The organism is Streptomyces sp. NPDC001339, from assembly GCF_042895955.1.
GTDB lineage: Bacteria > Actinomycetota > Actinomycetes > Streptomycetales > Streptomycetaceae > Streptomyces.
Genome location: NZ_JBIAWT010000007.1, coordinates 64,515 through 86,607, shown reverse-complemented (window position 1 = coordinate 86,607; position 22,093 = coordinate 64,515). Strand labels below are relative to the sequence as shown.

Below are 22,093 nucleotides of genomic sequence, written 5' to 3'. Positions count from 1 at the left end.
CCGTCGCACTCGCTCACCATCGTGCCACCCGGGGCGCAACGGTCGCAGAACACGCCCCAGGCGTCGTGCGGGACAGTTCGCGTGAGTCGAATAGCCAAATACGCAGGCAAGGTTGGCACTGCGGAGCTTGCATTTGCGGGGCGTTCAACGGTGGACGGCAAGTGCGTCATGTTCGTCATTACTCATCAAGCGGCGCTGGCGCAGCGCGCAGTCGTTCCTCTTCGCCCGACACTGGGAACCGCCGAGCCGGGCCACGCCCTCAGCGCACCAGAACACACGAACCACGCCTTATCACCGCGATGTTCAGGTCGCGGCGGAACGGCTACCAGTGCCTCTGACGACGTTGCACTCGCCATTCTTATGCGTCAGTGCATAATAAACAAACGGCCACCACGTGCCGTGCATCACGTCACCCCACGTCGCGCCCTCTTTGCTGTAAGTCATAGGATGCTGCGGTGGCCGACACCCCTTCAGCTGATCCGCTCGCGCACAAGAAGACCAGTTTCAACGTGAATGACGGAATATGGGCAGCAGTTGATGGCGACAGCGCGAGCTCCGGGAAAGCCAGGGAAAACGGGCTGACTACCCCTCAGGTCGTTGAGCTACTCCTCGCTGGCTACACCAAGGGGACGATTCGGGTGACGCCCGGCCGTTACATCCGCGGTCGTTCCCGCAGCCCCCACGTGGTAAGCATCACCAGGCGCACACACAAGGCCGCGACAGAGAAAGTGGCAGCGGAGAGGAGCCCCGACGGCATCCGCTCCTTATCTCACCTCGCCGAGATCTTGCTCAGTGCCTATGCACGGGGGGACATCGTCATCACAGCGGCCGGCCACGCCTGTGACGACGTCATCAAGCAATAGCAAGGTGGCGGGAACTTCCGGTGCGCCTCAAGGCGCGCGCCTCGCTCGTGGTCCGGGTCCTCGTATACCCATGCCCAGCCCAGCAGCACACCGTCACGGCGCGCAGCGATCACGCCGATGCGGGGCCGGTACTCGCCGTCGGTGGGCTCGGGCTCGTCCTCCGCCGCCAGCGCGAGAACCGCTGCACTCGCCACCATCCTCGACCCGGCTGAGCGATCAGGACAGCGGGCAGCCCTCAGAGCGGCCGTCGCCCCGCATCCCCTGGCACGGGCACCGCCCTCGGATCTGCTGCTCAGACGCCCCCGCCGGCCACCCGCCTCTGGGATTTTTCAGGGACTTTCAGGTCTGTCAGAGGGACTTCCGAGGGACTTTCGGCTGCCCAAAGCGGCAAGCGTGTGAAAGGTCGGAAAGGGCCTCCGACGCAGGTCAGAGGCCCTTTCCGGGGCAAAGTCCCAGGTGGCGGCGGACGAGTCGACCTATACGCCGGGTTCTGTCGCCCTCGGTCCTTGCGGGCCGAGGGGAGACGGCCATCCATCTAGGGCTGTCGTTGCCGGCAGCCTCGTGCGGTCTACCCGCGGACTCGGGCGGGCAGCCCTCGGTCGTCCGCGCAGGGGCATCAGGCGATGCCCCCTCTTGACCTTGCTCCGGGTGGGGTTTACCTAGCCCTCCGAGTCACCTCGGAGGCTGGTGGTCTCTTACACCACCGTTTCACCCTTACCGGAGGCCGAAGCCTCCGGCGGTTTGTTTTCTGTGGCACTGTCCCGCGGGTCACCCCGGGTGGGCGTTACCCACCACCCTGCCCTGTGGAGCCCGGACGTTCCTCGGGAGGATCGAAGATCCTCACGCGGCCGTCCGGTCGGCTCGTCCGCCGTGCCGACCATGCTACCTGCCGCGGAGGCCTGGCCCGCGACCGGTGCGGTGCTCGTGGGGTGCGCCCGTGGGGTACTCGTGCGGTGCCAGTGGGGTGCTCGTGGGGTGACGTATGGGGCTTGAGCAGACGTCGGTGACTGTGGAGCTGGCCCAAGCGGTCGAGGTGGTACGGCTGTTGGGCCCGTGGGAGGTGGTGCGTATGGTGCGGTTTCATGCCGATGACGCCCGGGGCGTGGTGACGGCCGTACGGGCGGCTCGGCGGGCGGGCCTGGCGGGCGGACACGGGCCGGCGGATGAGCGGATGAGGGGAGGGGTGTGGGGAGGGGGGCTCGGGCTCGCCGGGGGGGCGTCTTCGGGCGGGGGTGGAGGCGTCAGGCGGGGGTGAAGTGGACTGGTTCGTGGCCGGGGTTGGCGGCGGTGAGGCGGACGCGGAGGGGGTGGCCGAGGGATAGCGGGGGGCCGTCCGGGGTGGTTTCGACGTGGCCGATGACGGCTGGGTCGTAGAGGTGGATGGTGCCCTGGGTGGGGTCCTGTTCCTGGATGTCGACGATCAGGCCCTCGAAGACCTCGCCGACGCGGTCGCGTAGCACCGCGGCCTCGACGAGGTCGACGCAGGCCCGCTCGATGTGGTGGGCGCGCTGGGCGCCGAGCTCCATCTCCCGGGACAGGGCGGGCAGTGCGGCCCGGACCCAGTCGGCCGGTTCCTCTCCGGCCGAGGCGGCCAGGCACAGCTCGGAGGTGTAGCGGTCGACGAGCCGTCGCAGCGGTGCGGTGGCGTGGGCGTACGGGGCGGCGACGGCGGCGTGCACCGTCTCGGAGGGCTGGGGCGGGGTGCCGTCGAAGACGGTGTAGCAGGCGCCGCGCAGGAGGGCGGTGCACTCCTGGAGGAACGCGGCGTGGGTCGCGCGGCTGGGGTCGAGGCTGCGGATCAGTGCGGCGTACGAGGTGTGGTGCGGCCAGTCCACGCCGAGGGCACGGGCGGTGATCCGCAGCCGGGCGACCGAGCCGATCCGGGATGGGGATTCCCCCTGGTCATGGGGGTCCCCCCTGTTCGAGCGAAGCCGAGAACTTGGGGGAGAAGTGGAGAGCTTGGGGGAGGGCAACGTGCGGAGGATGCCGGTGCCGGAGGCCAGCATCAGCTCGGCCGCGGCCATGCCGGTGAGCAGGGAGATCTGCGCGTTCCAGCCGTAGGCGGGGAGTGGCGCGCGGTATTCGAGGGTGTAGTGGCCGGTGTGCTCGAGCTCGATGATGTGCTGTTCGGGGACGCTGAGGGAGATCCCGCCCCGGGCGATCTCCAGTCCCTCGCGCAGCAGGCCGATGTCGCGGAGCAGGGCGAGCGGCTCCTCGGCCGTCTTGTCGTCGAGGACCCGCTGGACGCCCGCGTAGTCCAGCCGGGCGCGGGACCGGACCAGGGCACGGCGGACGGAGACGTCGGTCAGCTCACCGTGCGGGTCGAGGTCGAGCTGCCACAGGACGGCCGGGCGGTCCTGGTCGGGCAGCAGGCTGGCGGCGCCTTCACTGAGCACGGGTGGGTGCAGCGGAACGCGCTCGTCCGGGAAGTAGAGCGTCGTCACCCGGTGGTGCGCCTCGGCGTCCAGTGCGCCTCCCGGGGTCACGAAGGAGGCGACGTCGGCGATGGCGTAGTGGACGCGGAAGCCGCCGCCCCCGGTCCCCGACCCGGGCGGCCCCGAGCGCCGGGAGAGGAACAGGGCCTGGTCCAGGTCGCGGGAGCCGGGCGGGTCGATGGTGAAGAGCGGCAGGTCGGTGGCGTCCTCCAGGGTGTGCTCGGTCGCCACCGCCCCGTCGCCGGCCGGGATTCGCGGCGCGCGGGCGGCGCTCTCCGCCTCTGCCTGTGCCGTGGGCGGAAAGTGGTCGGGGATCTCCAGCTGTCCGCGCAGCTCCCGCAGCGCGGCCCGCAACGGGGCGTCGGCGGCGTCGGTCACATGCATATGGCGACGGGGCATGGGATCGAGCCTAGGGCGGGTGGGCGCGGGTGGCGCGCCGTGGACGTGCCGCGCCGCCCGTGCGACCAGCGCGGCGGGGACGGCTGGGAGGGGTGGGGACGGCTGGGGGGTGGGGACTGCTGGGAGGGGTGGGCGGATGGTCGGGCCGTGCGGCGCAGGCCATACGCTTTTCTGGGGCCGCAGCCCTGCCCGTACCACCATGTACCGCCCGGTACCACCCCGTACCACCGTGAAGGAGAACGCCGTGCTCGTGCTGTTGCCGCCGTCCGAGGGGAAGGCCACGGGAGGGACCGGGGCGCCGCTGGAGATCGGTGCGCTGTCGCTGCCGGGGCTGTCGGCGCCGCGCCAGGCGGTGCTCGACGAGTTGGTCGAGCTGTGTACGGCGGACGAGGCCAAGGCTCAGGAGGTGCTCGGGCTCAGCGACGGCCTCAAGGGCGAGATCGCCAAGAACGCGGGGCTGCGTACGGCCGGTACCCGGCCGGCCGGGGAGATCTACACCGGTGTGCTCTATGACGCGCTGGGGCTGGCGTCCCTGGACGCGCGGGCGCGCAAGCTGGCGGAGCGTTCCCTGCTGGTGTTCTCGGGCCTGTGGGGCGCCGTACGGATCGGCGACCGGATTCCGTCGTACCGCTGCTCGATGGGCGTGAAGCTGCCGGGTCTGGGCGCACTGGGCGCGTACTGGCGGGCGCCGATGGCGGAGGTGATGCCGGAGGCCGCCGGGGAGGGGCTGGTGCTGGACCTGCGGTCCGCCGCGTACGCCACGGCCTGGAAGCCCAAGGGGGAGGTGGCCGAACGGACCGCGACGGTGCGGGTGCTGCAGTCGAAGATCGTGGCCGGGGTGGAGAAGCGGACGGTGGTCAGCCACTTCAACAAGGCGACCAAGGGGCGGATGGTGCGGGAGCTGGTGTCGGCGGGCCGTTCGCCGGAGGGGCCGGCGGAGCTGGTGGAGGCGCTGCGGGACCTGGGGTATGTGGTGGAGGCGGAGGCTCCGGGGAAGGCCGGCAAGGCCTGGGCCATTGATGTGATCGTGACGGAGCTGTAGGCACTTCACCACTTCACCACTTCACACCCCAGCAGTTGCAGCATGTGCAACGATCATTGCGGAGAGTAGGGCTGCGGGCGCACCATGGACGGCGTGACCAGCGCCGACTCCTCCGTGCCCGCCGCCCGTCACGGGGCCTCCGTACCCTCCTCCCGCCATGAGTTCCCCGCGCCCGTCTCCCGTCATGAGTTCTCCGCGCCCGCCTCCCGTCATGGGCAGGCGGGCTCCCCGTCCCCGTCCTCGTCCTCGTCCTCGGTCCTGGGGGTCTCCCCCGTCATCCCGGTCGTCGTGGCGGACGACGTCGGCGACGCCGTACCACTCGCCCGGGCGCTCGTCGCCGGCGGGCTGCGGGCGATCGAGGTGACCCTGCGGACGCCCGCCGCGCTGGACGCCATCCGGGCGATCGCCGGACAGGTTCCGGACGCGGTGGTCGGCGCCGGTACCGTGCTGACCCCTGAGCAGGTCGCCGCGGCCGGCACGGCCGGCTCACGGTTCCTGGTCAGTCCGGGCTGGTCACCGCGGCTGCTGCGGGCGATGCGGGACTCCGGCATACCGTTCCTGCCGGGCGTCTCGACGGCCTCGGAGGTGGTGACCCTGCTGGACGAGGACATCACCGAGATGAAGTTCTTCCCGGCCGAGGCGGCGGGCGGCACCGCCTACCTGAAGTCGCTGGCCGCCCCGCTGCCCCGGGCCCGTTTCTGCCCGACGGGCGGGATCAGTCCGGCGTCGGCCCCCTCGTACCTGGCGCTGCCGAACGTCGGCTGTGTGGGCGGCACATGGATGCTGCCGGCCGATGCGCTCGCCGCGAAGGACTGGCCGCGGGTCGAGCGCCTCGCCCGGGAGGCGGCGGCCCTGCGCGGCTGACGAAACGCCAGGCCAAGCGTCAAACCAAACGTCAGGCCAAACGTCAGGCCAGATGAATCGCCCCGTCCGCCGCAGGCCCGATTCCCCGAGAGCCACTCGCCCACCGCAGGCCGAAATCCCCCAACGAGCCGCCCGCCTACCGCAGGGCCAAGTCCCCCAACGAGCCGCCCGCCTACCGCAGATGCGACGTCTCGTTCAGCAGCCGCAGCGAGGCGTTGCCGTCCGCGTAGTACGCGACCGCGGAGAGCGAGGCCGCGGAGAGCTCCATCCGGAAGAGCGCCTCCGGCGGGGCGCCGAGCGCCAGCCGGACCAGGGTTTTGATCGGCGTGACATGCGTGACCAGCAGCACGGTCTTGCCGGCGTAGCGGGCGAGGAGCTTGTCACGGGCGACGGCGACCCGGCGGGTGACCGTCGCGAAGGACTCGCCGCCCCCCGTGGGCGCAGCCTTGGACGAGGCGAGCCAGGCGTCGAGGTCATCGGGGAAGCGCTCGCGCACCTCGGCGAAGGTCAGCCCCTCCCAGGCGCCGAAGTCGGTCTCGCGCAGGCCGTCTTCGACGCGTACCTCCAGGCCGAGCCGGTCCGCGACCGTCCGCGCGGTCTCCTGGCAGCGGCGCAGCGGTGAGCTGACGATGGCCTGGATCGTGCCCCGGGCGGCGAGCGCGGCGGCGGTCGCCTCGGCCTGGCGGCGTCCGGCGTCGGAGAGTTCGGGGTCGGTGCCGCCGCTGCCGGAGAACCGCTTCTGGGGCGTCAGCGCCGTCTCGCCGTGCCGCAGCAGGACGAAGGTCGCCGGTACGCCGAGATCGGGGCCGCCCCAGCCGGCCTGCGGGGCGGCCGCCGCCCTCGCCTCGGCGGCTTCCGCGGCCTCGTCCTCCGCCTTGTCCGCGGCGCGGGCGGCGGCACTGCGGGCGGGCTCCGTAACGGACCCGGCGGCGGGCGTCGTAGCGGACCCGGTGGTCCCGGCAGGCCCGGTGGCCAGCGCCGCCCGGGAGGCCCCCGGCTCCCACTGCCTCCCGTTCTTGCCCGCGTCCATCGCCTCGTTGGCGAGCCGGTCGGCGTGCTTGTTCTTGGCGCGGGGGATCCACTCGTAGCCGACCTGGCCGGGCGGGAAGACCGATCGGGCCTCGGCGGCCAGCGGCTTCATGTCCGGGTGCTTGATCTGCCAGCGCCCGGACATCTGCTCGACGACCAGCTTGGAGTCCATCCGCACCTGGATCCGCGCCTCCGGATCCAGCGCGTGCGCCGCCCGCAGACCGGCCACCAGGCCTTTGTACTCGGCGACGTTGTTGGTCGCGGTGCCGATGAACTCGGCGGCCTCGGCGAGCGCCTCCCCCGTCTCCGGGTCGAGGACGACCGCGCCGTAGCCGGCCGGCCCCGGGTTGCCCCGGGACCCGCCGTCCGCCTCGACGATCAGCGTGCGCGGCACGGTGCGGCCTACAGGCCCGAGTCGGGCGTACGGACCAGGATGCGGGCGCAGCTCTCGCAGCGTACGACGGTGTCGGCGGCGGCCGCCCGTACGTCGTTCAGCTCGGTGATGTTCAGCTCCAGGCGGCAGCCCTCGCAGCGGCGCTGGTAGAGGCGGGCCGCGCCGACGCCGCCCTCCTTGGCGCGGATGCGGTCGTAGAGCTTCAGCAGATCGGCGGGGATGTCGGCGACGGTGAGCTCGCGCTCCTTGGTGACCGTGGCGGCCTCGGTGTCGATCTCGTCGGTCGCGGCGTCCCGGCGGGCCACCGCGTCATCGACCTTGGCCTGGATAGCGTCCACCCGGGCGGTCAGCTCGGCGACCCGCTCCTGGGCGGCCTCGCGGCGCTCCATGACCTCCAGGACGACGTCCTCCAGATCGCCCTGACGCTTCGCCAGCGAGGCGATCTCGTGCTGGAGGCTCTCCAGGTCCTTGGGCGAGGTGACGGCACCGGAGTCCAGGCGCTGCTGGTCGCGGGCGGCGCGCTGGCGCACCTGGTCCACGTCCTGCTCGGCCTTGGTCTGCTCGCGGAGGGTGTCGCTCTCCTCGGTCTGCGCGGCGACGAGCAGGTCGCGCTGCTGGGTGAGGTCGGCCTCCAGGGTCTGCAGCTCGGCCAGCTCGGGGAGGTTCTTGCGCCGGTGCGCGAGCTGGGTGAGCCGGACGTCGAGTGCCTGGACGTCGAGAAGGCGGATCTGGTCGGCGGGCGCGGCGTTCAGCGTGGGGCTCCTGTGGTGTGCGTCGGGGTGAACAGGGGGGTGGACGCCGCGTGGGCGGTCCAGGGGTCGGTGACCGTATGGGAGACATGCGTACGCAGTCCCCAGCCGTGACGGTCGGAGACCGCGTCGAGCTGGGCCGCGGCCTGCTCGCACCACGGCCATTCGGTGGCCCAGTGGGCGGCGTCGAGCAGCGCCGGCGAGCCGTCGCCCGTGTGCTGGGTGGCCTCGGAGGCCGGGTGGTGGCGCAGATCAGCGGTGAGGAAAGCGTCCACACCGGCCGCCCGGACGTCACCGAAGAGGCTGTCGCCCGAGCCGCCGGAGACCGCGATGGTGCGGATCTCGCGCTCCGGATCGCCGGCCGCCCGGATGCCCTGCGCGGTGGACGGCAGACGGGCCGCGGCGTACGAGGCGAACTCGGCCAGCGTCATCGGATGCGCCAGCTCGCAGATCCGGCCCAGGCCACGGCGGCCCGACGGATCACTGGCGTCCGGCACCAGCGGGCGGAGGATCCGCAGATCCAGGGCACCGGCCAGGGCGTCGGAGACACCCGGATCGGCGGTGTCGGCGTTGGTGTGCGCCACGTGCAGCGCGATGTCGTGCTTGATGAGGGTGTGCACGACCTTGCCCTTGAAGGTCGAGGCCGCGACCGTCGACGTACCGCGCAGGTAGAGCGGGTGGTGGGTGACGATGAGGTCGGCGCCGAGCTGCACGGCCTCGTCGACGATCTCCTGGACGGGGTCGACGGCGAACAGCACACGGCGGACCTCGGCATCGGGGTCACCGCAGACCGTGCCTACGGCGTCCCACCCTTCGGCCCGCTCGGGGGGCCAGAGCGCGTCGAGCGCGGCGAGGACTTCAGACAGTACGGGCACGGGTGGAAGATTACCTCCCGGGTGTGACAGGACGGGCGTCAGCCGGGGGCGGACGCGCGGCCGCCCGGTCCGGGCGGGTGCCCGTCGGCCGGGCAAGGCCTGCGGGCAGCAGCCCGTCGGCCGGGCAAGGCCTGCGGGCAACAGCCCGTCGGCCGGGCGGGGCCTGCGGGCAACAGCCCGTCGGCCGGGCAGGGCCGGTCGTCCGGGGTGCTCGCCCGGAGCAGCCACCCTCGCGACAGGGAACCCAGGGAACCCGACGTGGCAAACAGGGAGCCAACAGGGAACCCGCGTGCAAACGGGGAGCACAACCGCCCGGCCCGGCACCGGCGAACCGGACGACCGCCACCCTTATGCGTGAAGTGCGGCACCTCGCGTTGATCGGCCGGAAGTGCGAAAAGTAGCTTCGGTTGCCCACTGGAGGTGACCACTCGATGACGATCTGTGCCACTGAGGGCGCTCACGCGCCGGACAGCCCGCGCCGTGCGGCTCTGACGATCGCCGCCGACGGCTCGTACGGCGCCCGGCTCGCCCGTCACGACGACGCCGCCGGCAGCTGGTTCCCGGAGCGCTGGACGCTGAGCGGCCCCGAGCCGTACGCCGTCCCGCTGCCGGGAAGCCAGCCCGAAGAGCCGGACAGCGAACTGCTGCCGCTCACGGACGGCCGGGTGCTGATCCTGCGCCGGGTCGCCGACCGCTTCGCCGTCTCCCTGCTCTACCCGACGGGCCCCGGGACCGGCGAACTGCTCCTGGGTGCCGTGGAGGCACCCGAACTCACCCTGCTGCCGCCCTCTCCCAAGGGGACGCTGGGCTTCGCCCTGGCACCCGGGGAGCATCGCACCAGCCTGTGGCTCGTGCACGGCGGCACGGGCAGGCCCGAGCGCATCGCCGAGATCCCCGGGCGCTGCACGGGCGGCGCCTGGCTGGACCGCAGCGGCCGACTGCTGGCCCTGGACCGGGAGTTGGACGGCCGGACGAAGACGGTCACGGTCGATCTGGAGCGGGGCGGCGAGACCGGCCTGCTGCTGCAGATCACCGAGGAGAGCAACGACCGGCTGCTGCTCGCCGATCCGGACAGCGGACTGCTGCTCGTACGGTCGGACGCCCCGGGACAGGACCGGCTCGGCTGGGGCGTGCTGGGCAGCAGGCGGCCGGTGCGCTTCCCGGAATGCCTGCGGCCCGCCATGACCCCGTTCGCCGTGCAACCGGGGCAGATGCTGGCACCCGAGAGCTGCGCGGTCGCGTTTCGGATGGACGCACCGAACGGCACCTGGCTGGGAACCTGGCGGCCCATGGGGCGGCGGCTGCGGCAACTGCCCGTACCGGCCGGGTGGCTGGCGGGCACCGGGCTGTGGACGGCGAGCGGCGATCTGCTTCTGCCGTGGACGACGAACCTGGAGCCGTGCGGGGTGGCGCGGGTGACCGTACCGGTGGAGTCGGCGGAACCGGTGCGGCGGAGGGAAACGGTGGAAATGGCAGAAACCATGGAAAGGGCGGAAACCATGGAAACCGTGAAAAGGGCGGAAACCGTGGAAACGGTAAGCCGAGTGGGGAGATGGGAGCCGGTACGGATGGGGAAGCCGGTACGGATGGGGGAGCCGGTGGGAGAGCCGGTGAGGGAGGCAAGCCGACCGAAGAGAGGCAAGGGGCCAGGAAAATGGAGCGGGCCGGTAAGGCTTGACGGGCCTGTGGAGTTGAAGGGACCGGTGAAACTGGAGGGCCTGGAGGGTCTGGAGAGTCTGGAGGCTCTGAAGGGTGCGCCCCCGGGGGCCGGTGCCAGGAATGCCAGGACCCCGACCACGGCCGGCGGAGGGGCCATTCCGGATGCGGTGGGCGCCGACAACCACTCCACAGGATCCGCACATCCACCAGCCATCGGCACGGAACCGCAGCACGCCCCAGCGCATCCTCGAACGTGCAGGCCAGTCCCGCTGCAACAGGCGCCCCTCGCGCCTCGGTAGACCCAGTGAAGCCTGTTTTCCCACCCGGTTAGACTTTTTGGGCGGGGGCTACGCAGCCGGTTGACCGGCCGTCGGCGGTGCCGTTCGAGGGCAGCCTCGGCGGTCGTCGGGCGAGGCTCCGACGCGCACAGCAGTAAGCGATCTGACGGAGTGACTCCTTCCATGTCCGAAGCCCGAACCGACACGACCCAGGCGCGCCCCCAGGAGGCATCCGCCCAGGCCGCCGAGGCCGCAGTCTCCGGCAGGCACCGTGGCCCGGCTGCCACGAACGAGTCCGAATCGGCCCCCTACGGCCGGCACCGCCGGGACCAGTAACACCTCAACCCGTAACACCTCACACCGCACACCTCACAAGTCGCGGAAGAACGCGGAACGTAGGACGCACACGCCGGCCGTGGCCACCACCGCACATCCCGAGGGTGGCGGCCACAGCCGGTGCACCCGGCCCCGGTCCGTCAGCGGCCCCGATCCATCAGCAGCCCCGGCCCGTCAGCAGCCCTGGCCCGTCAGCCGTGCTTGAGGCCCAGCACCTCGGCCGCCGCGAAGGTCTCGTTCGGCGGACGCGCCGCGTAGTACGGCGTCAGCAGGCCGTCCAGCTCCTCGAAGCCGAAGACCCCCTTCGTGGTGTCGAACTTGGCGGCGACCCGGGGTCGTTCGACGACGGCGACCATTCCGCCGTGCACGACCAGCAGTTGGCCATTGACCTTGGCCGCGGCCGGCGAGGCCAGATAGCCGACGAGCGGCGCGACGTGCTCCGGTGCGAGCGCATCGAGCCCGCCGTCCGCCGGCTCCGCAAAGCCGGCGAAGATCTCCTCGGTCATCCGGGTGCGGGCGCGCGGGCAGATCACATTGGCGGTCACACCGTATCTGGCCAGTGCCAGGGCCGTGGACGTGGTCAGGCCGACGATGCCGCCTTTGGCCGCGGCGTAGTTGGGCTGGCCCGCCGAGCCCGCGAGGAACGCTTCCGAGGAGGTGTTGACGATCCGGCCGTATACCGGGCCGCCGGCCGCCTTGGAGCGCTCACGCCAGTGGGCCGCGGCGAAGCGGATGGTGTTGAAGTGGCCCTTGAGATGGACGCGGATGACGGCGTCCCATTCGTCCTCGGTCATCGAGAACACCATCCGGTCGCGCAGGATGCCCGCGTTGTTGACCAGGATGTCCAGCTGCCCGTACGTGTCGATCGCCAGCTGGACGAGCGCACGGGCCTGCTCGTGGTCCGCGACATCGCCGAGGTGCGCCACCGCCTGGCCGCCGGCCGCGCGGATCTCGGCGGTGACGTCGTCGGCGCCATCGTTCTGCCCGTAGTCGTTGACCACGATATGCGCGCCGAGGCGGGCGAGTTCCAGGGCCTCGGCACGGCCGATGCCGCGTCCGGCCCCGGTGACGATCGCGGTCAGGCCCTCAAGTGGCTGTGGCTGTGGCTGTGACTGCTCCTGTGCCTGTGCCATTCCTGCTCCTGTCCTCTCAGCTCCTGCCCCTGCCCGTACGGTCAAATCTCGATGCAGGTACGCAGCGCGGTCCCCGAACGCATCTGATCGAGTGCGTCGTTGATCTCGGCGAGGCGGACACGATGGGTGATCAGGCCTTCGAGGTCGATACGGCCGGCCCGCCACAGGGCGATCGCCCGCTCGTAGGAGCGCAGCACATCTCCGCCTCCGTACAGGGACGGCAGGATCCGCTTCTCGTCGAAGAACAGCTCGAACATGTTGACCTGGAAGGTGTCGTCCATGGCGCCCGCGCCGACCACACACAGCGTGCCGCCGCGCCGGGTCATCTCGTAGGCCGTGCGGGCGGTGGCGGACGCGCCGACCACCTCGAAGACGTAGTCGAAGCCCTCCCCCGCGGTGATCCGGGCCTTGGCGTCGGCGAACTCATCGGGGGTGACGGCCTCGGTGGCGCCGAAGCGCAGTGCGGCCTCCCGGCGGGCGGGCACCGGATCGACGGCGACGATCTGGGCCGCGCCGCACACCTTCGCGCCCTGGATGGCGGAGATACCGACGCCGCCGCACCCGATCACCGCGACCGATGAACCGGCCGCCACCTCGGCCGTGTTGAGGGCGGCGCCCAGCCCGGTCGTGACACCGCAGCCGATCAGCGCGGCGATCTCGTACGGGACGTCGTCCGGGATCGGGACCGCGCAGTTCGCGGCGACCACGACCTCCTCGGCGAACGTACCGGTGCCGGCGAAGCCGAAGACGTCCCCACCGGGGCGCCGGAAGTTCGGCGTACCGGCGTTCAGGAATCCGGTCAGGCACAGATGGGTCTGACCGCGTTTACAGGACGGGCAGCTGCCGCAAGCGGGCAGCCAGCACATCAGCACCCGGTCGCCCTGGCCCAGGCCGGTGACGCCGTCGCCGACGTCGACGATCTCCCCGGCGCCCTCGTGACCGGGAACGAAGGGCGCGGGCTGCGGCAGCACTCCGCTCATCGCCGACAGGTCGGAGTGGCACAGCCCTGTCGCCCGTATGCGGATCCTGACCTTTCCGGGGCCGAAGCCCACCGCCTCGATGTCGTCGAGCACATCGAGCTTGTCCTGCCCGGTCTCGTGCTGTACGGCTGCGCGCATGTCACGGCTCCTCTCGAACGACAACTGTTCGGGCGGCGACGACCGCTCGGACGGCGATCAGCTGGACGACCGCTGGGACAGCGATCAGCTGGGCGGCCGCTGGGACGGCGATCAGCTGTGCTCGTTACACGGCGATCAACTGGGCTCCTTGCACGGCGATCAGCTGTGCTCGACGACGGTGTCCTCCAGAACCGCCGCGTCGTCCCGCCCGGGTGCGGTGACCGACACCTGGACCCGCCCGGGTTCCCGCCACATCCGGATGCCGAGCGTCTCGCCCGGGAAGACCACACCCGCGAACCGGGTGGCGTACGAGCGCACCCGCGACACATCGCCACCGAGCACCGTGTCCACGACCGACTTGAGCGCGACCCCGTACGTGCACAGTCCGTGCAGGATCGGCCGGTCGAAGCCGGCGAGCTTGGCGAACTCCGGATCGGCGTGCAGCGGGTTCCAGTCCCCGGAGAGGCGATAGAGCAGCGCCTGGTCCTCGCGGATGTACCGCTCGGTGCTCAGGTCGGGGGCGCGCTCGGGCAGTTCGAGGCGCGCCGACGGTCCGCGATCGCCCCCGAAACCGCCCTCGCCACGGACGAAGATCTGGGTGTCGCAGGTCCACAACGGGCCTTCGTCATCGGCCACTTCGGAGCGCAACACGATGACGGCGGCCTTGCCCTTGTCGTAGACGGCTGGAACGGACGAGGTCTGGGTGGCGCGGCCGCGCACCGGGATGGCGCGGTGCAGGGTGACGGTCTGCCCGCCGTGCAGGACGGCCGCGAGGTCGACGTCGATACCGGGTGCCGAGAGGCCGCCGACCACCGCCATCCCTCCGCCCGCGACGGTGGCGAAGCTGGGCAGGACGTGCAGCGCGCTCTCCAGGGTGTAGCGCAGTTCGTCCGGGTCGGTGGCGGGGTGCGGTTTCTCCGGGGTGGCCGCGCCGGCGCCGATGCCGAGGTGGTAGAGCTGTACGTCCTTGTGGTCCCAGGCGAGTTCGGTGGTCCGCGGCTCCGCGGAGGTGGCCTTGGCGGCGTCGATCGGCATGGGGTCGCTGCTCTCCTTCACCACGGTGTGAGGACCCCGGCCCAGCCGTCCGCACCGCCGACCTGGCCAGGGTCGTATCTGGTCGGCGCGGCCGCGCTCACCCGGCGCACATGGACACACTTCTAGAACGCGTTCTAGCCGATGGCTCTCATGTATAGCCGATACACCCGACCCCCGGAAGTACCTGACCTGTCGTCAGTTACGGTGCCGCGCGGACGGCCGCGGTCCCCCCGTCGGCCTGGCCCCTGCGCCGTCGGCCTAGCTTTGCGCCGTCGGCCTAGCCTTGCGCCGCGGCCGCCGCCCGTCGGCGCGGCAGTGCGATGACCATCAGCACGATGCTGGCCAGCAGCACCGCCGAACCGGTCTGGAAGGCCAGCGCGTAGCCGTCCGCCAGGGCCTTCGGGCCATGGCCCGCCTCGATGCGGGACGCGGCGACCGTGGACAGCACCGACAGCCCCAGGGCGCCACCCATCTGACGGGAGGTGTTGATCAGGCCGGCGACCAGGCCCTGGTCGGCAGGGTCCGCACCGGAGGTGGCGATGGAGGCGACCGGTGTGGCGGTCAGGCCCGCGCCCAGTGCCATCAGGATGCCGGGCCCCAGCAGGGTGCCGAGGTACGTACCGTCGACCCCCATCGCACCCTGCCAGACCATGCCGGACGCGGAGATCACCGCGCCCACGATGGCCAGGTTCTTGGCGCCCAGCCGGTTCATCAGCCGGGGTGCGATCTTGGAGCCCAGGACGATGGACAGCGAGTGCGGCAGGAACGACAGCCCGGCCTGCATCGGCTGATACCCCAGCACGTTCTGCATGTAGAGCGACAGGAAGTACCACATCGAGAACATCGCGGCGCCGCCCAGCACCATCGCCGCGTTCGCGGACGACACCGAACGCAGCCGGAAGAGCCCCAGCGGCATCAACGGCGCCTTGGCGCGCGCCTCGACGGCGATGAAGGCCGCGATCAGGACCAGCCCGGCGGCCAGCGGCAGCAGGGCGGAGGCCGAGGCCCAGCCGTCCGTCTCGGTCTGCACGATCCCGTACGCCACCAGCCCCAGCCCGGCGGTCACCAGCAGCGCGCCCGGCACATCGAGCCGTCGCGCGACCCCCTGCCGGCTCTCGGTCAGCCAGAGCACGGCGCCGATCAGCACGACCGCGCCGACCGGCACGTTGATCAGCAGCACCCAGCGCCACGACAGGTACTCGGTGAGCACCCCGCCGACCAGACCGCCCACCGCGCCACCGCCGGCGCCGACCGCCGTCCAAGTGGCGATGGCGCGGGTACGTGCCGGGCCGGACGGGAACGACGTGGTGAGGATTGTGAGGGTGGCCGGGGAGAGCACGGCGGCGCCGACCCCCTGCACCGTACGGGCCGCGATCAGCTGCCAGGGCTCCTGCGCGAGCCCGCCGCCCACGCTGGCGAGGGTGAACAGCACCAGCCCGAGAACGAAGATCCGCTTACGACCGAAGAGGTCGGCGGCCCGCCCGCCGAGCAGCATGAACCCCGCGAAGGTGATCACGTAGGCGTTGACGATCCACTGCAGGCCCAACTCGCTCAGCCCCAGCCCGGTCCGCATCGCGGGCAGCGCCACGTTCACGACGGAGACGTCGAGGACGACCAGGAACTGACCGGCACAGACCAGCAGCATCACCAGCCAGGACGGTGCTGCGGAGCGGCGCGGAGTCTGTGACCGGGAGGGAGAGAGGGACGTGGCTATCGGGGGCATGCGGACCATGCTCGCACTCGGCCGTTGCGCATCGCATCGGGATATCGGCGCATTCACAGCTGATCGGGGACCTAGGACCACGGGCGGAGGCCGGAGGCGGAAGGCGCGGAAGGTGCGGAAGTTGGAGAGCTGAGGCGGAAGGTGGAGGCCGGGAGGCGGAAGGTGGGAGGGCTGAGGCGCGGTTCGGGTCCGTCTCTCCCGCGCCGTACCCCTGTGCGCCCCTCCCCAACCCCGTACGGCACGATGAGCCACCCCGTACGGCACGATGAGCCGCCCGACCACACCACCCGTCACGACCAGGCCCCACCAGGAGGAAGCCCATGTCCGGCCGCCCCACGGCTCCGACTCCCGCCGCTCCGAGCACCGCCACCGCGCCCAGCGCTCCTGGCGCTCCCCTCGCTCCCCAGCCGGAAATCCTCGCCGCGTTCGAGGCGGCGAAGGGCTTCATGCCGGTGGGCGAAGGGCTCGCGCTGTACGCGGCGGCGGTCGAGGCGGCGGCGCTCGGACTGCCGCTGGTGGAGGTCGGCACCTACTGCGGCCGGTCCACGATCCTGCTCGCGGACGCGGCGCGCGGCGCCGGGGTGACGGCCGTCACCGTCGACCACCACCGGGGCAGCGAGGAACAGCAGCCCGGCTGGGAGTACCACGACCCGTCCGTCGTCGACCCCGCGGTCGGCCGGATGGACACCCTGCCCACCTTCCGCCGCACGCTGCACGCCGCCGGCCTGGAGGATCACGTGATCGCCCTGGTGGGCCGGTCGCCGCAGGCCGCTGCCCTGTGGCAGGCGCCGGTGGGCCTGGTCTTCATCGACGGCGGGCACACCGACGAGCACGCCACCGCCGACTACGAAGGCTGGGCGCCGCACCTCGCACCCGAGGGGCTGCTCGTCATCCACGATGTCTTCGCGGACCCGGCGGACGGCGGCCAGGCCCCGTACCGGATCTATCGCAGGGCGCTGGACTCCGGCGCGTTCACCGAGATCTCTGCACACGGCTCGCTGCACGTCCTGCGGCGAACCGGGGCCGGCGTCTGAGCAGGACCGGCGTCTGAACAGGCCCGGAGTCTGAGCAGGACCGGCGTCCGCGCAGGACCGGCGTCCGCGCAGGACCGGTATCCGGACAGGCAGGTACGGCCCGGTATCCGGGCGGGCAGTACGGGCCCGATAGCCGGGCGGGCCGTGCGGGCTACGATCGCGGACGTGTCGAACGGCAGTACTTTCCCCCCGCACCGCCGCCTGCGCGGCACCGTCCTGATGGCACTGGCCGCCCTGGTGGTCGTCGGCCTCGGAGGCTGGCTGGCCCTGCGCTCGTCGGGAGGTGACGGCGGCGAGCCGCCGAGAGCGGGGCAGCCCGCGCCGGCCCCGAGCCGGTCGACGGGCGACGCACCCGGTGGCGGCGAGGAGCAGGGCGACGGCGGCACGACGGGCCCGGGCGGTCCGGGGCACGGACACGGGCACGGGCACGGGCACGCCGGGACACCTCCGCACAGCGGCCTCAAAGGCAAGACCGTGGTGCTCGACCCCGGCCACAACCTCCGCAACCGCGACCACGGCCGGCAGATCGCCCAGCTGGTGAACATCGGCAACGGGCGCAAGGAGTGCGACACCACCGGCACCTCCACCGAAGACGGCTACGCCGAGGCCTCCTTCACCCTGGACGTCGCCCGGCGCGCCCGCACCCTCCTGGAGCGGCAGGGCGTCAAGGTTGTCCTGACCCATGACGACGACCGCCCGTACGGGCCGTGCGTGGACGAACGCGCGGCCATCGGGAACCGGGCGCACGCCGATGCCGCGGTCTCGATCCACGCCGATGGCTCGGACGCCGGCAACCGCGGCTTCCATGTCATCCTGCCCGCACGGGTCACGGCCGGCGGGGCCGACACCTCCGGCATCGTCGGACCCTCGCGGCAACTGGGCGAACGGCTGGCCGGCCAATTCCGCGAGGCGACCGGAAGTGCACCCTCCAATTACCTCGGCGACGGCGCCGGACTCGACATCCGCTCCGATCTCGGCGGCCTCAACCTCTCCAGCGTCCCCAAGGTGTTCATCGAGTGCGGCAATATGCGCGATCCGAAAGACGCCACGCAATTGACCGACGCCCAGTGGCGGGAAAAGGCCGCCCTCGGGATCACCAAGGGCATCGCGGACTTCCTGACGCTTTGATCCGACTTCTCAGCGCAGTGACCGGCCACTGACCGGGCATTGGGCGGGCATTGGGCGGGCATTGGGCGGGCATTGGGCGGGCATTGGGCGAGCGTTGGCCGGTCACTGACCGGATACCGAACCGATCGGCTGCCGGTTTCGCCACGACATCCGGCAGCGCGCCGAAACGGAAAGGACGGCCCGCCGGATTCGGCGATAGGTTCCCCTCTACGATGGGTGGCCACCGCCGTGCCTCGCACCGCGCGCACCGCAACAGCGACGACCAGACCCACGAAAGAGACAAAGGACCCTTACGTGAACATCCGCTCCCTCACTCGAGGCGACGGCGTGGTGATCGGAGCAGCGGTGTTGCTGTTCATCGCCTCGTTCCTCAATTTCAGTGGCACCCCGGACTGCACCGGCCCGCTTGCCAAGTACTGCGAGGCCGCGGCACAGAACGCCGGCAGCCTCAACGCCTGGGACTCGCTGCCCACACTGATGAGCCTTTACCTGGCCGGTGTGTTCGCCGCGGCGATCATCGTCGTCACCCGTATGCTGCCGCAGCCCCGCAAGGTCATCGGCATCGACCTCGCCCAGTTCGGTGTCGCCCTGAGCGTCTTCGCCGCGTGGACGGCGTTCTGGTACATCATCGGCGCCAACGCCGGCCCCGGTCTGATCCTCGGCCTGATCGCCGCGCTGGTTCTGGCCGGCGGCGCCCTCGCCACGCCGCTCGTCCCGGCGCTGCAGGCCGCTCTGATCAGTGCCCCCAAGCCGCAGGCCGCCGCCCCGTACGGAGCCGGTACCACCCCCGGCTATGGCTACCCCGGCGCCCAGCAGCAGGCGGGCCAGGGCTACGGGTACGGGTACCCGGGCGGCCAGCAGGCCGGCCAGATGCCCGGGCAGCAGGGCCCGGGCGATGCCACGTCCGGCGGTGCGGTGGGCGCCACCCCGGCAGGTGCCACCCCGGCGGGTGGCTCTCCGGCGGGCGGGGCCCCGGCGGACTTCGCGCCGTTCTGGTTCGCGGTGCCCGTCGCGCGCCCGCTGTACGGCGAGGACGGCTCACCGTCGCCGATCGCCGAACTGGCGCCCGGCACCTGGTACCTCGCGGTGGAGCAGCGCGGCCAGGCTCTGATCGCGCAGACCCAGGACGGCCGGCGCGGCGTCCTCCAGGACACCACCGGCATCCAGCGCGGCTGACCGGACGGACGCACCACCGTCAGGACGGCCAACCGTCCATCAGAGCGACCAACGGTCCTTTCGCGGCCCCTCGCCCAAGCTACGGGCGGGGGGCCGTTGCCGTACGGGCAGGGCCGTTGCGGTGTCCGCCGGACGGCCGTACAGTGCGCCAGACCTGCCGCACCTGACACACCGTCAGTGTCCGCGTCAGCACATCCGACACCTCGCCAATCTCGCCAATCTCGTCAATGCCGACGATCAGCTCCCGGGGAGGCGACCGTATGCGACTCGGTCTGGCACTGGGCTACTGGGGCCGCGGCCCCGACCCCCGGCACCTCGAACTCGCCCGCGAGGCCGAGCGGCTGGGCTATGACTCGGTGTGGACCTCGGAGGCCTGGGGCTCGGACGCCTTCACGACGCTCACCTGGATCGCCGCCCACACCTCACGTATCCGGCTCGGCACCGCCGTCGCCCAGATGGCCGCCCGTACGCCCACCGCCACGGCGATGCACGCCCTCACCCTCGACCACCTCTCCGGCGGCCGGCTGCTGCTGGGCCTGGGGCTGTCCGGGCCGCAGGTCGTCGAGGGGTGGTACGGGCGGCCGTTCCCCAAGAGCCCGCTGACCGCCACCCGCGAATACGTCGAGGTGATCCGCCAAGTGCTGCGCCGCGAGGGCCCGGTGGAGGTGGACGGGCGCTTCCACCCCCACCCCTACCGCGGCGAGGACGGTACCGGCCTCGGCAAACCGCTCAAGCCCATCACCCACCCGTTACGCCCCGGTCTGCCCGTCCTCCTGGGTGCCGAGGGCCCCAAGAACATCGCCCAGACGACGCGGATCGCGGACGGCTGGCTGCCGCTGTACTGGTCCCCGCAGCGCACCGACGTCTACCGGGCCTCGCTCGCCGACACCCCGGACGGTTTCCTCATCGCCCCCATGGCGCGCGCCGTGGTCTGCGACGATGTCGCCGAGGGGCTGCTGCCGGTCAAAGCGATGCTCGGCTTCTACATCGGCGGTATGGGCCACGCGGCCAAGAACTTCCACGCCGACCTGATGGCACGGATGGGGTTCGAGGAGGAGGCCCGGCGGGTGCAGCGGCTCTTCCTCGAAGGCCGCCGGGACGAGGCCGTACGCGCCGTCCCGGACGCCTTCGCCGACGAGATCTCCCTCGTCGGTCCGCGCGAAAGGATCGCCGAACGCCTGGAGTTGTGGCGCTCCGGCCCGGTCACCGATCTGCTGATCACCGCCCCGGACCCGCACACGCTGCGGGTACTGGCCGAGCTCAACGACTAGGGCCCGCCCGATGGGCGGCGCTTTCCAGGGGCCCGTCATCCGGACGTGCTCATCCGTAGGTGCTCATCGGTACGTCTCATCCGTACGTGCTCATCGGTACGTCTCATCCGTCCACAGAGTCCTACAGAGTCCTAGGGCCAACGCCCGATAGGCACATGATCGTTTGCTCACTACTCTCCGGTGCGACGGCTCTTCGCTCACGACAAGCCAGCCCAGCAGGAGGCGACAGCATGCCGGCCAACAGCACCGCACACGTACGCGTTGCGCGCCCGTCACGCGATCTGGAAGCAGCGGAGAGGTTCTGGGTCTCCGGCCTCGGCCTCGACATCCTGTACCAGCACACGTCGGACGGCGTTCCAGGCCCGCACCGGCACTCGCTCCTGATGGTCGGCTGGCCCGATGCCGCCTGGCACCTCGAGCTCGTCCACGATCCCCTCGCCCCTGTGACCCCGCAGCCGACCCCCGAGGACCTCTTGGTGATCTATCTCGGCGAACCGGTGCCGGACTCGCTGGTGGAGAGGCTCGAACAGCACGGCGGCAAGCGCGTACCGGCACACAATCCGTACTGGGACACCTGGGGCGTGACCATCCAGGACCCGGATGGGTACTTGCTGGTGCTGTCCACCCGTTCCTGGCCCCTCACGTGACGCCCGCCCTCGTCACCCGAAGTCGGTGACCTCCAGCCACCTGTCCAGAAGCGTGTGATCGCCCAGGACCTCCACGTTCCCGGCATCGGCCGGCTGCCGACGGAGGACGACCAGGAGAAGGTCGGTGAGGGGGCCGCGCAGCGCGACGGCGGCCTTCTCATGGGCCCGGCGGTGGGTGACGGTGTCGCCGGTGAGGTCGATCAGCCACTCCGCGGCCAGCTCCGGTCGGGCATCGGTCGCGTGGAGGTGGAGCGTGCGGCCAGGGCCCAGTACGTCGGCCACTTCGGGCTTGTGCGCCGCGAACTGCGGCAGGCCGACCAGTTGCAGCCACTCCTCCAGGCAGTCGGCGGCGGCCTCGGGCGGTACGTCGAAGGCGGAGCCCGCGGTGAGCGCGGCATCCGCCCGGTGGACCAGCGTTTCATGCGTCATCCGGCGGGCCCAGAACCCCGCACGCCGCACCGGCGACCAGGTCCACACCTCCGTATCGGGGCCCGCCTCGCGCAGCGCGGCCACGGTCCGGTCCACGCCCTCCGCCAGCCAGGCGTCCAGGGCCGCCGCGTCCTCGCCCGACGGACCGGGTACTCCCGGGACGTCCGCGAAATCGACGCTCTCCGTCGCACGAGTGGCGACGATCGTGCCGGCCCAGCGATGCGCGCCGCCGACGTGCCGGGCGAGATCGGCCAGTGTCCAGTCCGGGCAGGTCGGCACGGTCGCGGAGAGGTCGCCGTGGCGTACCGTCTCCCGGAACTTCTCGGTCTCGATGAGGAGTTGGGCGCAGTATTCCTCATGAGTGAGGGAACCTTGAAGCATCATGTGGCGCACATTACGGCGCTGCCGGTGGGTGCAGCCACCCATTTGCGCCGGGAGGCGGGGCCGGGGCCGGGGGGCCGGTGGGCGGCCCGCCT

Annotated in this window: 19 protein-coding genes and 1 other RNA gene; 10 read left to right on the top strand and 10 right to left on the bottom strand. The window is 71.6% G+C overall.

Annotation, left to right across the window (positions count from 1 at the left end; translation table 11 throughout):
- Nucleotides 1-455: 455 nt before the first annotated feature.
- Nucleotides 456-863, top strand: a complete 408-nt coding sequence (locus ACFY12_RS21330) for a hypothetical protein (protein WP_390717420.1) — start codon at nucleotides 456-458, stop codon at nucleotides 861-863.
- 463 nt (nucleotides 864-1,326) lie between these two features.
- Here the strand turns inward: ACFY12_RS21330 and rnpB are convergent.
- Together rnpB and ACFY12_RS21320 are read right to left on the bottom strand one after the other, a co-directional pair.
- An RNA gene (rnpB, locus tag ACFY12_RS21325) (RNase P RNA component class A) lies at nucleotides 1,327-1,727 on the bottom strand.
- Between the two features lie 377 nt (nucleotides 1,728-2,104).
- On the bottom strand, nucleotides 2,105-3,697 hold the full coding sequence (locus ACFY12_RS21320; RefSeq protein WP_390717419.1) for an RNB domain-containing ribonuclease: 1,593 nt from the start codon (nucleotides 3,695-3,697) through the stop codon (nucleotides 2,105-2,107).
- Nucleotides 3,698-3,941: 244 nt separating this feature from the next.
- Between ACFY12_RS21320 and yaaA the strand changes: the two genes are divergently transcribed.
- Nucleotides 3,942-4,739, top strand: coding sequence for a peroxide stress protein YaaA (gene yaaA / locus ACFY12_RS21315; protein ID WP_390717418.1), 798 nt, complete (start codon nucleotides 3,942-3,944; stop codon nucleotides 4,737-4,739).
- Between the two features lie 258 nt (nucleotides 4,740-4,997).
- Nucleotides 4,998-5,603: a bifunctional 4-hydroxy-2-oxoglutarate aldolase/2-dehydro-3-deoxy-phosphogluconate aldolase gene (locus ACFY12_RS21310; RefSeq protein WP_390717842.1), complete on the top strand. Its 606-nt coding sequence runs from the start codon at nucleotides 4,998-5,000 to the stop codon at nucleotides 5,601-5,603.
- 172 nt (nucleotides 5,604-5,775) lie between these two features.
- On the opposite strand, the gene ACFY12_RS21305 is transcribed toward ACFY12_RS21310, so the two are convergent.
- From ACFY12_RS21305 to ACFY12_RS21295, 3 genes are read right to left on the bottom strand one after another with little or no spacing between them, the layout of a single operon-like run.
- The gene (locus tag ACFY12_RS21305) at nucleotides 5,776-7,026 is read right to left on the bottom strand and encodes a bifunctional RNase H/acid phosphatase (protein WP_390717417.1); all 1,251 of its coding nucleotides are present in this window, start codon (nucleotides 7,024-7,026) and stop codon (nucleotides 5,776-5,778) included.
- Nucleotides 7,027-7,034: 8 nt separating this feature from the next.
- The gene (locus ACFY12_RS21300) at nucleotides 7,035-7,778 is read right to left on the bottom strand and encodes a zinc ribbon domain-containing protein (protein ID WP_390717841.1); all 744 of its coding nucleotides are present in this window, start codon (nucleotides 7,776-7,778) and stop codon (nucleotides 7,035-7,037) included.
- Nucleotides 7,775-8,650, bottom strand: coding sequence for a Nif3-like dinuclear metal center hexameric protein (locus ACFY12_RS21295; RefSeq protein ID WP_390717416.1), 876 nt, complete (start codon nucleotides 8,648-8,650; stop codon nucleotides 7,775-7,777). Before ACFY12_RS21295 ends, ACFY12_RS21300 begins: the two co-directional genes overlap by 4 nt.
- Before the next feature lie 431 nt (nucleotides 8,651-9,081).
- On the opposite strand from ACFY12_RS21295, the gene ACFY12_RS21290 reads away from it, so the two are divergent.
- Both ACFY12_RS21290 and ACFY12_RS21285 read left to right on the top strand, forming a co-directional pair.
- Nucleotides 9,082-10,608, top strand: a complete 1,527-nt coding sequence (locus tag ACFY12_RS21290) for a hypothetical protein (protein ID WP_390717415.1) — start codon at nucleotides 9,082-9,084, stop codon at nucleotides 10,606-10,608.
- A gap of 162 nt (nucleotides 10,609-10,770) precedes the next feature.
- Nucleotides 10,771-10,923, top strand: coding sequence for a hypothetical protein (locus ACFY12_RS21285; protein ID WP_390717414.1), 153 nt, complete (start codon nucleotides 10,771-10,773; stop codon nucleotides 10,921-10,923).
- Nucleotides 10,924-11,114: 191 nt separating this feature from the next.
- On the opposite strand, the gene ACFY12_RS21280 is transcribed toward ACFY12_RS21285, so the two are convergent.
- From ACFY12_RS21280 to ACFY12_RS21265, 4 genes are all read right to left on the bottom strand, one after another.
- Nucleotides 11,115-12,056 carry a 3-oxoacyl-ACP reductase gene (locus ACFY12_RS21280; RefSeq protein ID WP_390717413.1) on the bottom strand — a complete coding sequence of 314 codons (942 nt, stop codon included), beginning with the start codon at nucleotides 12,054-12,056 and terminating at the stop codon, nucleotides 11,115-11,117.
- A gap of 41 nt (nucleotides 12,057-12,097) precedes the next feature.
- Nucleotides 12,098-13,174 carry a Zn-dependent alcohol dehydrogenase gene (locus tag ACFY12_RS21275; RefSeq protein ID WP_390717412.1) on the bottom strand — a complete coding sequence of 359 codons (1,077 nt, stop codon included), beginning with the start codon at nucleotides 13,172-13,174 and terminating at the stop codon, nucleotides 12,098-12,100.
- A gap of 159 nt (nucleotides 13,175-13,333) precedes the next feature.
- The gene (locus tag ACFY12_RS21270) at nucleotides 13,334-14,209 is read right to left on the bottom strand and encodes a MaoC/PaaZ C-terminal domain-containing protein (RefSeq protein ID WP_390717411.1); all 876 of its coding nucleotides are present in this window, start codon (nucleotides 14,207-14,209) and stop codon (nucleotides 13,334-13,336) included.
- 277 nt (nucleotides 14,210-14,486) lie between these two features.
- Nucleotides 14,487-15,941, bottom strand: a complete 1,455-nt coding sequence (locus ACFY12_RS21265; protein ID WP_390717410.1) for an MFS transporter — start codon at nucleotides 15,939-15,941, stop codon at nucleotides 14,487-14,489.
- Nucleotides 15,942-16,252: 311 nt separating this feature from the next.
- Here ACFY12_RS21265 and ACFY12_RS21260 point away from each other — a divergent pair, with 311 nt between their 5' ends.
- From ACFY12_RS21260 to ACFY12_RS21240, 5 genes are all read left to right on the top strand, one after another.
- Entirely contained in the window at nucleotides 16,253-16,966 is a 714-nt protein-coding gene (locus ACFY12_RS21260; RefSeq protein WP_390717409.1) for a class I SAM-dependent methyltransferase, read from the top strand.
- 165 nt (nucleotides 16,967-17,131) lie between these two features.
- A complete protein-coding gene (locus ACFY12_RS21255; RefSeq protein WP_390717408.1) occupies nucleotides 17,132-18,094 on the top strand; it encodes an N-acetylmuramoyl-L-alanine amidase in 963 nt (320 codons plus the stop codon).
- A gap of 294 nt (nucleotides 18,095-18,388) precedes the next feature.
- On the top strand, nucleotides 18,389-19,270 hold the full coding sequence (locus tag ACFY12_RS21250) for a hypothetical protein (RefSeq protein WP_390717407.1): 882 nt from the start codon (nucleotides 18,389-18,391) through the stop codon (nucleotides 19,268-19,270).
- Between the two features lie 260 nt (nucleotides 19,271-19,530).
- Entirely contained in the window at nucleotides 19,531-20,541 is a 1,011-nt protein-coding gene (locus tag ACFY12_RS21245) for an LLM class F420-dependent oxidoreductase (RefSeq protein WP_390717406.1), read from the top strand.
- A 230-nt stretch (nucleotides 20,542-20,771) separates the two neighbouring features.
- Nucleotides 20,772-21,188, top strand: coding sequence for a VOC family protein (locus ACFY12_RS21240; protein WP_390717405.1), 417 nt, complete (start codon nucleotides 20,772-20,774; stop codon nucleotides 21,186-21,188).
- Between the two features lie 12 nt (nucleotides 21,189-21,200).
- On the opposite strand, the gene ACFY12_RS21235 is transcribed toward ACFY12_RS21240, so the two are convergent.
- Nucleotides 21,201-22,001, bottom strand: coding sequence for a maleylpyruvate isomerase family mycothiol-dependent enzyme (locus ACFY12_RS21235; RefSeq protein WP_390717404.1), 801 nt, complete (start codon nucleotides 21,999-22,001; stop codon nucleotides 21,201-21,203).
- Nucleotides 22,002-22,093 lie beyond the last annotated feature (92 nt).

Bases quoted from the DNA above. Each gene is read 5' to 3' on its own strand.
- ACFY12_RS21240 (WP_390717405.1), top strand. From the start codon at position 20,772: ATGCCGGCCAACAGCACCGCACACGTACGCGTTGCGCGCCCGTCACGC.
- ACFY12_RS21285 (WP_390717414.1), top strand. From the start codon at position 10,771: ATGTCCGAAGCCCGAACCGACACGACCCAGGCGCGCCCCCAGGAGGCA.
- ACFY12_RS21260 (WP_390717409.1), top strand. From the start codon at position 16,253: ATGTCCGGCCGCCCCACGGCTCCGACTCCCGCCGCTCCGAGCACCGCC.
- ACFY12_RS21265 (WP_390717410.1), bottom strand. From the start codon at position 15,941: ATGGTCCGCATGCCCCCGATAGCCACGTCCCTCTCTCCCTCCCGGTCA.
- ACFY12_RS21235 (WP_390717404.1), bottom strand. From the start codon at position 22,001: ATGATGCTTCAAGGTTCCCTCACTCATGAGGAATACTGCGCCCAACTC.
- ACFY12_RS21245 (WP_390717406.1), top strand. From the start codon at position 19,531: ATGCGACTCGGTCTGGCACTGGGCTACTGGGGCCGCGGCCCCGACCCC.
- ACFY12_RS21280 (WP_390717413.1), bottom strand. From the start codon at position 12,056: ATGGCACAGGCACAGGAGCAGTCACAGCCACAGCCACAGCCACTTGAG.
- ACFY12_RS21290 (WP_390717415.1), top strand. From the start codon at position 9,082: ATGACGATCTGTGCCACTGAGGGCGCTCACGCGCCGGACAGCCCGCGC.
- ACFY12_RS21320 (WP_390717419.1), bottom strand. From the start codon at position 3,697: ATGCCCCGTCGCCATATGCATGTGACCGACGCCGCCGACGCCCCGTTG.
- ACFY12_RS21275 (WP_390717412.1), bottom strand. From the start codon at position 13,174: ATGCGCGCAGCCGTACAGCACGAGACCGGGCAGGACAAGCTCGATGTG.
- ACFY12_RS21270 (WP_390717411.1), bottom strand. From the start codon at position 14,209: ATGCCGATCGACGCCGCCAAGGCCACCTCCGCGGAGCCGCGGACCACC.